Raw genomic sequence first — 14480 nt, forward strand, 5'->3', positions numbered from 1 at the left:
TTTCTCTTTTCTCTATATTCTTTTATCTATGAAATAAATTCAAAAATTCCGCATGCCCCTTGACCGGTTCCAACACACATGGTCACGGCACCGTATTTTCCTGTCATATCGCGTTTTCGCATTTCATCAAATAGTTGTACTGAAAGTTTTGTTCCTGTGCAACCTAAAGGATGTCCTAAAGCAATGGCACCACCATTTACATTAATAATATCCGGGTTTAAGTTCAACTCTCTAATGACGGCTAAGGATTGAGACGCAAAGGCTTCGTTTAATTCAATAAGTTCCAAATCGTCTTGTTTTAATCCGGCCAGTTTCAGAGCTTTTGGAATAGCTTTTACCGGGCCAATCCCCATGATTCGAGGTTCAACACCGGCAGCAGCGTAATTTACTAATCTGGCAATGGGCTCCAGGTTTAGTTCCTTTACCATGCCTTCACTCATTACCAAAACAAAAGCAGCACCGTCACTCATTTGCGATGAATTACCGGCCGTTACACTGCCGCCCTGAGCAAATACCGGACGCAATTTGGCAAGCGCTTCTAAACTAGTTCCTTTTCTTGGACCTTCATCTTTTGTTACCGTATAGGTTTTAGTAGCTTTCTTTCCGTTGGTATCAATATAGGTTTGATTTACTTCAATAGGAACTATTTGATCCTGGAAGCGGTCTTCTGCCTGGGCCTTTAAGGCTTTCATGTGTGAGTTGTATGCAAACGCATCCTGATCTTCCCGGGATACATTGAATTGATTTGCAACAGCTTCGGCTGTATTTCCCATGCCCCAGTAATAATCTTCGTGACCGGCATTTACAATGTCATAGTTTAACTCAGGTTTAAAACCGGTCATAGGAACCGCACTCATGCTTTCTGCACCTCCCGCAATAATACATTCTGCCATTCCCGATTGAATTTTGGCTACTGCAATGGCAATAGTTTCAACTCCGGAAGAACAAAACCTGTTTACCGTTACACCGGGAACATCAACACTATTTAACCCCATTAAAGAAATTAAACGCGCCATATTCAGGCCTTGTGACCCCTCTGGCATGGCGTTACCAACAATCACATCATCAATCCTGGTTTTATCTAATTGAGGAAGTTCTTTCATCATATGCTGTATGGTCTCGGCAGCCAACTCATCCGTTCGTTTAAAACGGAATAAGCCTTTTGGTGCTTTACCGACAGCGGTTCTATATGCTTTGACTATATATGCGGTTTTCATAAGCCTCTCCCCAGCCCTCTCCTAAGGAAAGGGAGTTTTAAGGGATATATTTTTAATTATTATACATTTTTAATTTAAATTATAAAACGCCACCTTTAGCTTCCTCCCCTTTTGGGAAGGCTAGGAGGGGCTTTTCTTAATTCCTAAGTGGTTTTCCTGTTTTTAACATGTGCTGAATGCGCTCTAAAGTTTTACGTTCCGTGCACAAGCTTAAGAAAGCTTCTCGTTCAAGGTCTAACAAATATTGTTCACTTACTAAGGTGGGTTCGGATAGATCACCGCCTGCCATCACATATGCCAGTTTGTTAGCAATTTTCTGGTCATGTTCACTTATATAATTTGAAGCTTCCATGGCATCGGTTCCTACTAAAAACATACCTAACGCCTGTTTACCAAGAACTTTTACATCTTTACGTCTGATGGGTTGGGTATAACCGGCATCAGCCATGATTCTGGCATGGGCTTTAGCTGTGGCAATTTGTCGGTCTTTATTAACAACAACGATATCTTTCCCCTTTTGAAGCAGCCCCATATCAAACGCTTCATAAGCCGATGTAGCTACTTTTGCCATACCAATAGTCAGGAAGTATTCCTGGAGAATATTCAGTTCCACATCCCCCTTTCTAAAAGTATCAGAAGCTCTAAGGGCCATTTCTTTGGAACCGGCGCCACCGGGAATGACGCCTACCCCAAATTCAACTAAACCTATATAAGTTTCGGCCGCAGCCACAACTTTATCGGCATGCAATGAGAGTTCACATGCCCCGCCTAATGATAATCCATGAGGCGCAGAAATAGTTGGGATGGATGAATAACGCATACGCATCATAGTATCCTGAAAATACTTGATTGCTCCGTTAAGTTCATCGTATTCCTGTTCTACCGCCATCATGAAGATCATACCAATATTGGCACCAACTGAGAAATTAGCGCCCTGATTGCCAATAATTAATCCCTCGAAATCCTTTTCGGCCAAATCTATGGCTTTATTTAATCCGGCTAAAACGTCACCACCAATAGTGTTCATTTTAGACTGGAATTCGCAGTTTATAATACCGTCTCCTAGATCTTCAATAACAACGCCGGAATTTTTAAATACTTCGTTGCTTTTTCTAATATTATCCAGAATAATAAAAGCATCTTGTCCCGGTTTTTTAGTTTGGGATTTAGTTGGAATGTCATAATAATAAGTAGCTCCATTTTCAACGGTATAGAACGACGAACTACCTGAAGCCAACATATCATTTACCCAGGAAGCCGGTTCCAGGCCTTCGGCCTTCATAATTTCTATCCCTTTTTCAACCCCGATGGCATCCCAGATTTGAAACGGACCGTGTTCCCATCCAAAACCGGCTTTCATAGCATCGTCAATCTTAAAAAGCTCATCGGATATTTCAGGAATTCTGTTTGAAACATAAGCAAACATAGCGGCAAAGTTTTTTCTGTAAAATGCGCCGGCTTTATCTTTTCCCGAAACTAATATTTTGAATCTGTCAATGACTTTTTCAACAGGTTTTGTGAGTTCTAAAGTGGCAAATTTTGCTTTCTTTTTACTACGGTATTCTAAAGTGTCCAGGTCTAAGGATAGGATGTCACTTTTACCATTATCACCTTTAACTTTTTTGTAGAAACCTTGCCCTGTTTTACTACCTAACCACTTATTTTCCATCATGGTGTCAACAAAATCCGGTAGTTTAAATAACTCATGTGCCTCATCATCAGGACAATTCTCATGAATACCATTAGCTACATGAACCAGGGTGTCTAAACCAACCACATCCACTGTTCTAAAAGTGGCTGATTTTGGTCGTCCTATAACCGGACCGGTAAGTTTATCCACTTCTTCAATAGTTAGTCCTAGTTCTTTTACCTGATGGAATAAAGACTGAATACCAAAAATCCCAATACGGTTGCCTATAAAGGCGGGGGTATCTTTGGCTACTACTGAAGTTTTTCCCAGGTATTGCTCACCATAATTATTAAGGAAATCCAAAACGTCCTGAGAGGTTTTTGGACCTGGAATAATTTCAAATAGTTTTAAGTATCTGGCGGGATTAAAGAAATGTGTGCCGCAGAAATGTTCTTGAAAATCGTCACTTCTGTCTTCACTCATGAACTTAATAGGAATTCCTGAGGTATTAGATGTAATAAGCGTTCCGGGAGTTCTATGCTTATCCAGGTTTTCAAAAACCTGTTTTTTAATATCTAAGCGTTCAACGACCACTTCAATAATCCAATCAACATCTTTTACCATGGAAATATCATCTTCTAAGTTACCGGTAATGATCCTACCGGCAAATTTTTGATGGTAAATAGGTGAGGGCTTAGACTTTAAAGCCTTTTTTAGGGCATCATTTACCAAACGGTTTCTAACGACTTTATCTTCTAAAGTTAGCCCCTTAGCTTTTTCAATGTCATTTAACTCTCTGGGAACAATGTCTAATAATAAGACCTCTACACCAATGTTGGCAAAATGACAAGCAATGCCGCTTCCCATAATTCCAGATCCGATAACTGCAATTTTTTTTATAATCCGTTTACCCATTACTGTTAAAACTAATTATTTTTATTGTAAATTTTTTTTTTTGGAAACCATGTCTACAATGAGTTCGGCAACTTCGTAAAAATGGTCCATTTTTTCTTCCGAAATATTGTTTCTGATAGTTTCATTAAAGGTGAGGACTTTTTCTCTTGAAAGGGCTCTTTTTTCCTGACCGAATTCCGTTAAATGAATTAATACACCTCTGCCATCTTTAGGATTAGGTTGTCTTTCTATCAATCCTCTTTTTTCCATAGTTTTTAATATTCTTGATAAACTTGTTGCTTCCATACCCATTTTCGGGCCCAGGGCCGTTGATGGCGTGCCTTTTTCCGGGTCAATACTTAACAAGGTAAACCCCGTTGCCATGGTGCTCTCAAATTTAGCGGCCTCTTCATTGTACATTTTTTGAACCGTAAGCCAGGTGGTTCTTAGTACATAATCAATAGTTTTGTCCTTCATCATTAGTAGTTAATATCCAAATATAAAAAAATTTATTATGCATGCATAATATAGTAAGGAAAATATAATTTCGTTGTAAAAAAAATAACACCTTACAGCACTGTAAGGTGTTATTTTTTTATATATAATATATGTGTGATTTATCCCATTTTACCATTGATCAAACCAACAACTGCACCTACAACAGTAGCCAATACAATAGATATTCCAACATCCAGTGCTGCTAATTGAAAAGTAGTTTCCGGGGTCATGGCTATTCTAAAAAAGTTAGTTATTAACCCCATGAATATCCCGATAACAATACCCGCTTTTGCACCGGTGGCTAAAGTAGAGATTTGGGCCCATTGATTATATATATAGGATATAAATAGGCCAAAAGTTAAACATCCCAACAAAATAAATATCATGGTTTGAGAACTTTCTTCCGGTTGAGGAAAGGAATCTTTAAATACTATTCCGTAAAATAACCATCCTAAAAGGTAATCTACAATTCCGCCAGCAATACCGGCAACTAAGAAATTTTTTGTTTTCATTTTTTAATATGTTTATTAGTTAGATGGCACTAAAAATACATAAAAAATGATAAATCGTTAAATATGTGTTTGTATTTTTATTAAAATCACAAAATATATTAGATTCGGTTAAGAATTAAATAATTTGAAGATTTTCCGGGCTAATTACTGTAGATCTTCTCTATCAGGCCTTTGTATTTTTCTTTGATGGCTCTGCGTTTCATTTTCATAGTAGGGGTGAGGTGGCCATCATCAATAGTCCAAACATCCGGAGTGATTTCAAACCTTTTAATTTGTTCCCATTTTCCAAAATTGGTGTTAGCTTCATCAATTTCTTCCTGAATACGTTCTATTAATATGGGGTTAGAAATAGTATCCTCTTTAGAAGTAAAAGTAATATCATGTCTTCTTGCCCATTCTTCAACAAATTCATAATTAATCTGAATTAGAGCAGCAGGCATTTTCTGACCTTCACCAATGACCATGATCTGTTCTATAAAGCGGGATTGTTTGAATTGATTTTCTAACAGTGCAGGCACTACATATTTACCTCCTGAGGTTTTAAACATGTCTTTTTTCCGGTCTGTAATTTTCAAGAAATTGTCATCACATAATTCTCCAATATCACCGGTGTGAAAATAATCTCCGGTCATAACCTGAGAAGTTCTTTCAGGGTCCTTATAGTAGCCCATCATCACATTCGGGCCCTTTACCAATATTTCGCCATCATCAGCAATTTTAACATCAACATTGTCAATTATCCTGCCAACCGTTCCTATTTTAATACCCATATTAAACGGGCAATTTACTGATATAACAGGAGAGGTTTCTGTAAGTCCATAGCCTTCTAAAATGGGCATTTCTGCTGCAGAAAATATTCTGATCAACCTGGGTTGTAAAGCGGCACTTCCAGACACCAAAGTATTAAGATTCCCACCTAGACCTTCTTTCCATTTGCTAAAAATCAACTTTCTGGCAACTTTCAGTTTATATTCATACCACCGTCCGTTTTTACCATAAGGCTCGTACTTTAAGCCCAAATTAACGGCCCAAAAGAACAACATTTTTTTAATGCCCTTCAGGTCCGTGCCTTTAGCAATAATTTTATCATAAACTTTTTCGTAAAGCCTTGGAACAGCTGTCATTATAGAAGGTTTGACTTCTTTTAAATTGTCACTTATGGTTTCAATACTTTCAGCAAAATAGATCTCAATGCCACAATATTGATAGAGGTAAAGAATCATACGTTCAAACACGTGACAAACCGGTAAAAAACTTAAAGCCGAAGATTTGCCATGCTCCATAGGAACACGGGATGAACTATCAATAACATTAGAAACCAGGTTATTATGAGACAGCATAACCCCTTTTGGTGTTCCGGTAGTTCCCGAAGTGTAAATAAGGGTCGCTAAATCTTCCGGTTTTACAGTATTCTTTCGTTCTTCAACCTCTTTTTGATTTGCAAGATCTTCACCTAAATCTAAAACGTCTTTCCAGTTTTTTTCACCTTCAATCTCGTTAAACGTATAAACTTCTTTGAGTTTAGTATTCCCTTTTATTTGATTTAGTTTTTCTAAAATAGTATCGTCTGAAACAAAACAGTAAGTCGCTTCAGAATGATTTAAAACATATTCGTATTCTTCTTTGGAAATAGTTGGGTATATAGGTACATTTTGTGCACCAATTTGTAGCACGCCTATATCCAAAACATTCCATTCTGTTCTATTGGTTGTGGATATTACCGCGATTTTATCGTTGGCCTTAACACCTAAACGCAATAGACCCCTACTAACTTGATTAGCCTGATCGATGTACTCCCGGGAAGAAATACTAACCCATTTACCATTATATTTTGAAGTAAATGCTTTGTCTAAGTTAAACTTCTCAAGTTGGTATTGCGGAAAATCAAAAATTCTGGTAATCTCTTTCATGCGTTCTAAATGTGATGCAACCAAAATATGAAAATAAATAGGATTTTCAAATTGCATTCAAAGGATGAAATAATAATTACAGATTATAATAACCTGAAAGACCAGGCCATTTTGTTTTTAATATTAATTAGTCATATTCTTTAATAATTATTCCGGATTTTTGTTTTTTCTTTGAATTTGTCAGCTTATTTTTTTGAATTTTTATGAAAACTGCAATTTTAAGTAATAAAAACTGCTAAAAATTATAAAAAAGTTAATCCACTTTAAGTATTTATAGATCTTAGTCTTAAAACTTTCAAAAATTCGTTAAAATTAAACGAAAACTCAAACGTTTTCGTAAACTGTTTTAATCGTAAAACCCTGTTATATCAAGGTTTTATGACAAAAGTCAGTTTAATATTTGGGGTGGTAGCGTAACTTTGGTATAACAAATCAGAATACAATAAAATTATATAAAAATGGAAGTAAAAGCGTTTAAAAATGGTGTTTGGAATGACACGATTGATGTTAGAAATTTCGTCGTTAATAATGTAACACCTTATTACGGAAGCGAAGAGTTTTTAGTAGGACCAAGTGAGCGTACTAAAAAACTTTGGGATGTTTGTTTGGAAGCATCAAAAGAAGAACGTCAAAACAATGGCGTTCGTTCTGTAGACACGGAAACCATTTCCGGTATCAGTAACTTTGGGGCAGGATATATAGATAAGGAGAATGAAGTTATTGTTGGTTTACAGACCGATGAATTACTTAAGCGTGCCATGAAGCCTTTTGGTGGATTCAAAGTGGTGCAAAAAGCTTTGGAAGAGCATGGGTTAGTTGCCAGCGACACGGTTTCAGAATTATTCACCAAGTATGTGAAATCTCATAACGACGGCGTATTTTCTGCTTATAATGAGGAAATCAGAAGATTCCGTTCTTTAGGACTTTTAACGGGTTTACCTGATAACTATGCCCGTGGTAGAATTATTGGAGATTACCGTCGCGTTGCTTTATATGGTATTGATAAGTTAATTGAAGCTAAAAAAGCAGACCATAATGCCATTACCGGGCCAATGACGGATGCTGTAATTCGTTTACGCGAGGAAGTGACTGACCAGATTAAGGCTTTAAAGGACATGATAGAAATGGGTAAAGCCTATGGCCTTGATCTATCCCGTCCTGCAGAAAATGCCCAGGAGGCCGTACAATGGACTTATATGGGATATTTAGCAGCCGTAAAAGAACAAGACGGTGCTGCCATGTCTTTAGGTAATGTATCTTCTTTCTTAGATATTTATATCGAGAAAGATTTAGAAAAAGGATTAATTACCGAAATTGAAGCTCAGGAATATATAGACCAGTTCGTAATGAAATTACGTATGGTACGTCACTTAAGAATGGGAGCTTACGATGAGATTTTTGCCGGTGACCCAACCTGGGTAACCGAAGCCATCGGAGGTATGTTTGCAGACGGAAGAACCAAGGTTACCAAAACATCATTCCGTTTCTTAAATACATTATATAACTTAGGGCCATCACCAGAACCAAATATTACAATTCTTTGGTCTAACAACTTACCTAAGAACTTTAAAAATTACTGTTCTAAAGTAGCGATTGATACCTCTTCAATTCAGTTTGAAAATGATGATATGATGCGTGAAATGAGAGGTTCTGATGACTACGGCATTGCTTGTTGCGTATCTTACCAGGCCTTAGGTAAACAAATTCAATTCTTTGGAGCACGTACTAACTTAGCTAAAACATTGTTATTAGCAATTAATGGTGGACGTTGCGAGAATACCGGAACTCAGATGGTTGAAGGTATTGAACCAATGGCCGGTGATTACTTAGACTTTGATAAAGTAATGGCTAACTTTAAAATAGCTATGAAAGAAGTGGCACGTGTGTATAACGATTCTATGAATATTATTCACTACATGCACGACAAATATTACTACGAAAAAGCCCAAATGGCATTAATTGATACCAATCCTGAAATTAACATTGCTTACGGTGTGGCAGGTTTATCAATTGTAGCAGATTCATTGTCGGCTATCAAGTATGCTAAAGTGAAACCAATAAGAAATGAAGACGGTTTAACTATTGATTTTGAAATTGAAGGTGACTTCCCTAAATATGGAAATGATGATGACCGAGTAGATATTTTTGCTCATGATGCGGTTGCAGATTTCAATAACGAATTAAAGGCCTTACCGGTTTATAAAAATGCAGAACCAACCATGTCTGTATTAACAATCACCTCTAACGTGGTTTACGGTAAGAAAACCGGAGCCACACCTGATGGTAGAGCCAAAGGCGTTCCATTTGCACCGGGTGCTAACCCAATGCACGGACGTGACACTCACGGAGCCATTGCATCATTAAACTCAGTTGCTAAGATTGATTATTGCGATTCTCAGGACGGTATTTCTAACACCTTCTCAATTGTTCCTAAATCATTAGGAGCTACGGAAGAAGATAGAATATTAAACTTGTCAACGACGCTCGATGGTTATTTCTCAAGAAATGCACAGCATTTGAATGTAAATGTTTTAAACAAGGAAACATTGCTGGATGCTATGGAACATCCTGAAGAATACCCACAGTTAACCATCAGGGTTTCAGGATATGCTGTAAACTTTATCAGATTGACAAAAGAACAGCAATTAGAAGTGATTACCAGATCATTCCATGATTCAATGTAATTATAAATTAGTCAAGTAAGAACTTCCGAAAACCCAAAATTTTCGGAAGTTCTAATTTAAACGAAAGCCTTATCAAAACTTCAGATTATACATTAAGAGTCCATTCAATAGAATCGTTTGGTACGCATGACGGGCCCGGAATTCGTATGGTCGTATTTTTACAAGGTTGTAAACTAAAGTGTTTGTATTGCCATAACCCTGATACCATCGATACACATGGAGGAGAAGAGCATCCTATTGAAAGCTTGGTTAAAAGAGCCATCAATATGAAATCTTATTTTGGGGAGTTTGGTGGCGTTACGGTATCCGGTGGAGAACCGTTACTTCAGTCTAAAGAATTAATCCATTTTTTTCAAAGGCTGAAGGAAGAAGGCATTCATACCAATATTGATACTAATGGCAGATTGTTAAATCATTTTATTGAAGAGTTATTAGATAAGTATACCGATTTAGTAATGCTTGATATCAAACATATGCGTGAAGACGGATACCAAATGATAACCGGTCAGAAAAATAAAGAAACCACATTCAATTTTGCCAAACACAGAGAAGCTTCAGGAAAGCCCATGTGGCTACGTTATGTGCTTATTCCGGGAATAACAAACAAACCCGAGTTACTTCACGAGATGGGGAACTACTTTAAGGATTATAAGACTATTGAAAAAATTGAAATTCAACCTTACCACATGCTTGGTGTCCATAAATGGGAAAAATTAGGTTGGGAATATAAATTAAAAGATGCTCGCGAAAACACAGAAGAAGAAATCAATGACGCTGTTAAAATTTTAGAGCAATATTTCAAAGAAGTAAAAATAAATTAGTTGATGTTATCAACAACAAAAGAAGAATCATGAAAACACAAAAGTTAAAGAATCGTTGGTTAATAGCAGCATCGGCAGTGGGGATACATATTTCCATTGGGTCGGTTTATGCCTATTCGGTTATGACCAATCCGGTAAAAGATATTTTCGACGTAGATGGAAGCGTCATTAAATGGGCCTTTAAAATTGCCATATTATTATTAGGATTATCCGCGGCTTTTTTAGGACGCTGGGTTGAAAAAGTAGGCCCTAGAATTAGCGGTACTACTGCGGGCTTATTTTACGGATTTGGTATTTTAGGTTCCGGGCTTGCAGTACAATTAGAATCGCTTTGGATGTTCTATCTGTGCTACGGTGTTATTGGTGGTATTGGACTAGGTTTAGGGTACATTACACCGGTAAGCACCTTAGTAAAATGGTTCCCGGACAGACGTGGCTTGGCAACAGGTATGGCCATTATGGGCTTTGGTTTTGCCGCTCTGATTTTTGGTCCGGTAATGCAATCATTGTTTGATGCTGTGGGAGTATCGAATGCCTTCTATATTCTGGGAGCTATTTATATGATTTTAATCTTAGCTTCAGCAAGATATATTGAAAGACCACCCGAAGGGTATATGCCTGATGGTTTCAAACCCGGAGAAGGAAAAACTATTAAAGCAGATATTTCCAATATCACGGCTAATGAAGCCTTAAAGACATCACGTTTTTACTATATCTGGATTATGATGTTTGTAAACATCGCCTGTGGTATCGCCGTGATTTCGGCTGCCAGTCCAATGATGCAGGAGAAGTTAAATTATTCTCCAATGGAGGCAGCAGCGGTAGTTGGTTTAATAGGTGTGTTTAATGGCATAGGTAGAATCATGTGGTCTAGTTTATCAGACTATCTGGGACGGGCAAATACGTATATTATATTTTTCGCTTTCCAGATCATGGCCTTCTGGTTCTTACCTCAGATATCCATGGAATTGGCATTCCTAGTAGTATTATTTACTGTAATTACTATGTACGGTGGTGGTTTTGCAACTTTACCAGCTTTCTTAGGTGACTTATTCGGAACGAAACAGTTAGGTGCTATTCATGGTATGGTTTTAACGGCCTGGGCATTAGCCGGTGTAGTGGGACCAACCATTTACGATGTGGTTAAAAATGCCACCGGATCATTAGATGCTACTTTGGCAGTATTTGCAGGATTATTTGTAGTAGCATTTGTGGTATCGCTATTAATGAAACGAACGGTCACAATGGCCTACAGAAAAATAAATAAAGGTTTAAAATTTGCTTAAAACCAAATTTTAGCAACTTCCATTTTTTCTTTTTTTATTGAAAAACCCCGAGGCAGATCATTGTTGCTTCGGGGTTTTTTGCTATCACATAAAAATTTCTGAAAAACTCTTGATTTTAAAGGGATTATATGATTTATATCATGAAAATGTCTTCCATTTAGACGTACTTTTATATGGAATTTTTAAAAAAAATGTAATCAAAAATAAATATTATGGAATTACTAGAAAATGTGAAAACACGGGTCTATAAATTTGGTAATAAAGAGGCCGATGGGAATCGCGAAATGAAAAATCTCTTAGGAGGTAAAGGTGCCAATTTAGCTGAAATGAGCTCAATTGGAATTCCGGTTCCACCTGGATTTACAATTACTACTGAAGTTTGTACGGAATACAATGAATTAGGTGAAGAAGCCGCCATGGACTTTATTAGAGATGAGGTGGAGGCCGCAATAGCTAATATAGAGGACATTATGGGAACCAAGTTTGGAGATAAAGAAAATCCATTACTTATTTCTGTGCGTTCCGGAGCCAGGGTTTCTATGCCAGGTATGATGGATACCGTATTAAACTTAGGTCTTAATGATGATGCCGTATTAGGAATTGCAAAACAAACGAATAATGAGCGTTTTGCCTGGGATTCATACAGACGCTTTATCCAAATGTATGGTGGTGTGGTTTTAGGAATGAAACCGGAATCCAAAGAAGATATTGATCCGTTTGAAGAAATCATGGAAGCTCTCAAAAATAAGAGAGAAATTGAATTAGATACAGAATTCACCATTCAGGATTTAAAGGACCTTGTATATGACTTTAAAGAAGCTGTAAAAAAACGTACGGGTCATGATTTTCCAACAGATCCATGGGAGCAGTTAACAGGGGCCATTATAGCCGTATTTAACAGTTGGAACGGTGATAGAGCAGTATATTATAGAAATATGAATGGTTATCCATCAGAGTGGGGAACAGCGGTTAATGTTCAGGCTATGGTGTATGGTAATATGGGACTGGATTCAGGAACCGGTGTTTGTTTTACAAGAGATGCTGCAACCGGAGAGAATATCTTTAATGGAGAGTACTTAATTGATGCACAGGGAGAAGATGTGGTTGCCGGTGTAAGAACGCCTCAGCAAATCACAAAAATAGGGTCCCAACGTTGGGCAGAATTAGCTCAGGTAGAAGAAGAAGACAGAATTAAAAACTACCCTTCTTTAGAAGAGTTAATGCCTGAAATATATCAGGAGTTAAACGAATATCAGGATATTCTTGAAAAGCATTATCGCGATATGCAGGATATGGAGTTCACCATTCAGCAAGGTAAACTTTGGATACTTCAAACACGTAATGGTAAACGTACCGGTGCGGCCATGGTTAAGATTGCTATGGATGCCTGTAAAGAAGGTTTAATTACTGAAGAAGAAGCACTACTGCAAATAGAACCTAACAAATTAGACGAATTGTTGCACCCTGTTTTTGATCCGAAAGCATTAGAAAGTGCTCAGGCAATAGCGCAAGGGCTTCCTGCATCTCCCGGAGCAGCTACCGGTAAAATAGTTTTCTTCGCAGATGAAGCAGATAAATACAAGAGTAGTATTTTAGTTAGAATTGAAACGTCTCCCGAAGATCTGGAAGGTATGAACATTGCCAAAGGTATATTAACCGCTCGTGGTGGTATGACATCTCACGCGGCTGTTGTAGCACGTGGTATGGGTAAATGTTGTGTGTCTGGTGCAGGGGCATTAAAAATTGACTACAAGTCACGTACCTTAACAGTTGACGGTCATGAATATCATGAAGGAGACTGGATTTCTTTAAACGGTTCTACAGGTAATATTTTTGAAGGTAAAGTGCCTACAATTGAACCGGAATTAGGTGGTGAGTTTGCTGAAATAATGGATTTGGCAGAGAAATTCACCAAGATGCAGGTTAGAACCAATGCAGACACGCCAAAAGATGCCAAAGTAGCACGTAATTTTGGAGCTCAAGGTATTGGATTAACACGTACAGAGCATATGTTCTTTGAAGTAGACAGAATTAAAGCTATGCGTGAAATGATTCTTGCCGGTACTGTAAAAGGTAGAAAAGAAGCTTTAAAAGAGTTATTGCCCATGCAGCGTTCAGATTTTGAAGGCATTTTTGAAGCCATGGAAGGACTTCCTGTTACGGTAAGGTTGTTAGACCCGCCTTTGCATGAATTTGTACCACATCAGTTAGAAACTCAAAGAAATTTAGCCGAAGATATGCATATTACGTTGCAGGAGGTTAAAAATAAGGTAGCTGAACTTGAGGAGTTTAACCCCATGTTAGGACACAGAGGTTGTAGGTTAGGAATTACTTATCCCGAAATAACTGAAATGCAAGCAAGAGCCATTATAGAGGCAGCATTAAACCTTAAGGAAAGAGGCATTGAAGCTAAACCTGAGATCATGATTCCTTTAATTGGTACTATAGCCGAATTTGAAAGTCAGGAGGCTGTCATTAGGGCTACTGCCGATAAAGTGTTTGAAGAAAGAAATGATACCGTTGAGTATTTGGTAGGAACTATGATTGAAATTCCTCGTGCTGCTTTAACGGCAGATTTAATCGCTGAAAAAGCTGATTTCTTCTCATTTGGAACCAATGATTTAACGCAAATGGCATTTGGATATTCCCGAGATGATGCTGGTAAATTCTTACCGGTATACATTGAAAAAGGCATATTAAAAGTTGATCCTTTTGAAGTTTTAGATCAGGAAGGTGTTGGACAATTAGTAGAAATGGGAACTGCCAAAGGGCGTTCAACTAAAAAAGATCTGAAAGTAGGTATATGTGGTGAACACGGTGGTGAACCAAACTCTGTTGAGTTCTGCTATAATGCAGGGATGAACTACGTAAGTTGTTCTCCATTTAGAGTTCCTATCGCCAGAGTTGCTGCAGCACAAGCTGCTATTAAAGCAACCAGATAGTGTTTTCCGTTTTTCTTTTTTTGATTGGAAACCCTCAAGGTATATGTGACCTTTGAGGGTTTTCTTTTTAGTACATCTTGTCTTGC

9 protein-coding genes are annotated in these 14480 nt (G+C 37.7%); 4 read left to right on the forward strand and 5 right to left on the reverse strand.

The window, feature by feature from the left end; all coding sequences use genetic code 11:
* Positions 1 to 26: 26 nt before the first annotated feature.
* From Q0983_RS17445 to Q0983_RS17465, 5 genes are all read right to left on the reverse strand, one after another.
* Entirely contained in the window at positions 27 to 1217 is a 1191-nt protein-coding gene (locus tag Q0983_RS17445; RefSeq protein ID WP_299556169.1) for an acetyl-CoA C-acyltransferase, read from the reverse strand.
* 136 nt (positions 1218 to 1353) lie between these two features.
* Positions 1354 to 3762: a 3-hydroxyacyl-CoA dehydrogenase/enoyl-CoA hydratase family protein gene (locus tag Q0983_RS17450; RefSeq protein WP_299556170.1), complete on the reverse strand. Its 2409-nt coding sequence runs from the start codon at positions 3760 to 3762 to the stop codon at positions 1354 to 1356.
* 21 nt (positions 3763 to 3783) lie between these two features.
* A complete protein-coding gene (locus tag Q0983_RS17455; protein WP_299556566.1) occupies positions 3784 to 4218 on the reverse strand; it encodes a MarR family transcriptional regulator in 435 nt (144 codons plus the stop codon).
* Between the two features lie 140 nt (positions 4219 to 4358).
* On the reverse strand, positions 4359 to 4751 hold the full coding sequence (locus tag Q0983_RS17460; protein ID WP_299556171.1) for a DUF1761 family protein: 393 nt from the start codon (positions 4749 to 4751) through the stop codon (positions 4359 to 4361).
* A 140-nt stretch (positions 4752 to 4891) separates the two neighbouring features.
* A complete protein-coding gene (locus Q0983_RS17465) occupies positions 4892 to 6661 on the reverse strand; it encodes a long-chain fatty acid--CoA ligase (RefSeq protein ID WP_299556568.1) in 1770 nt (589 codons plus the stop codon).
* A 458-nt stretch (positions 6662 to 7119) separates the two neighbouring features.
* Between Q0983_RS17465 and pflB the strand changes: the two genes are divergently transcribed.
* From pflB to ppdK, 4 genes are all read left to right on the forward strand, one after another.
* Positions 7120 to 9345 carry a formate C-acetyltransferase gene (pflB, locus tag Q0983_RS17470; RefSeq protein ID WP_299556172.1) on the forward strand — a complete coding sequence of 742 codons (2226 nt, stop codon included), beginning with the start codon at positions 7120 to 7122 and terminating at the stop codon, positions 9343 to 9345.
* Positions 9346 to 9452: 107 nt separating this feature from the next.
* Positions 9453 to 10166, forward strand: coding sequence for a pyruvate formate-lyase-activating protein (pflA, locus tag Q0983_RS17475; protein WP_299556570.1), 714 nt, complete (start codon positions 9453 to 9455; stop codon positions 10164 to 10166).
* Between the two features lie 29 nt (positions 10167 to 10195).
* Positions 10196 to 11452 carry an OFA family MFS transporter gene (locus tag Q0983_RS17480; protein ID WP_299556173.1) on the forward strand — a complete coding sequence of 419 codons (1257 nt, stop codon included), beginning with the start codon at positions 10196 to 10198 and terminating at the stop codon, positions 11450 to 11452.
* 212 nt (positions 11453 to 11664) lie between these two features.
* The gene (gene ppdK, locus Q0983_RS17485; protein ID WP_299556174.1) at positions 11665 to 14394 is read left to right on the forward strand and encodes a pyruvate, phosphate dikinase; all 2730 of its coding nucleotides are present in this window, start codon (positions 11665 to 11667) and stop codon (positions 14392 to 14394) included.
* The last annotated feature ends 86 nt before the right edge of the window (positions 14395 to 14480 follow it).

The organism is Seonamhaeicola sp. (genome assembly GCF_028281565.1).
GTDB lineage: Bacteria > Bacteroidota > Bacteroidia > Flavobacteriales > Flavobacteriaceae > Seonamhaeicola.

What these genes read in the sequence shown, in the direction of transcription:
- ppdK (WP_299556174.1), top strand. Translation starts at nt 11,665, where the DNA reads ATGGAATTACTAGAAAATGTGAAAACACGGGTCTATAAATTTGGTAAT.
- pflB (WP_299556172.1), top strand. Translation starts at nt 7,120, where the DNA reads ATGGAAGTAAAAGCGTTTAAAAATGGTGTTTGGAATGACACGATTGAT.
- Q0983_RS17480 (WP_299556173.1), top strand. Translation starts at nt 10,196, where the DNA reads ATGAAAACACAAAAGTTAAAGAATCGTTGGTTAATAGCAGCATCGGCA.
- Q0983_RS17450 (WP_299556170.1), bottom strand. Translation starts at nt 3,762, where the DNA reads ATGGGTAAACGGATTATAAAAAAAATTGCAGTTATCGGATCTGGAATT.
- Q0983_RS17455 (WP_299556566.1), bottom strand. Translation starts at nt 4,218, where the DNA reads ATGAAGGACAAAACTATTGATTATGTACTAAGAACCACCTGGCTTACG.
- Q0983_RS17445 (WP_299556169.1), bottom strand. Translation starts at nt 1,217, where the DNA reads ATGAAAACCGCATATATAGTCAAAGCATATAGAACCGCTGTCGGTAAA.
- Q0983_RS17465 (WP_299556568.1), bottom strand. Translation starts at nt 6,661, where the DNA reads ATGAAAGAGATTACCAGAATTTTTGATTTTCCGCAATACCAACTTGAG.
- Q0983_RS17460 (WP_299556171.1), bottom strand. Translation starts at nt 4,751, where the DNA reads ATGAAAACAAAAAATTTCTTAGTTGCCGGTATTGCTGGCGGAATTGTA.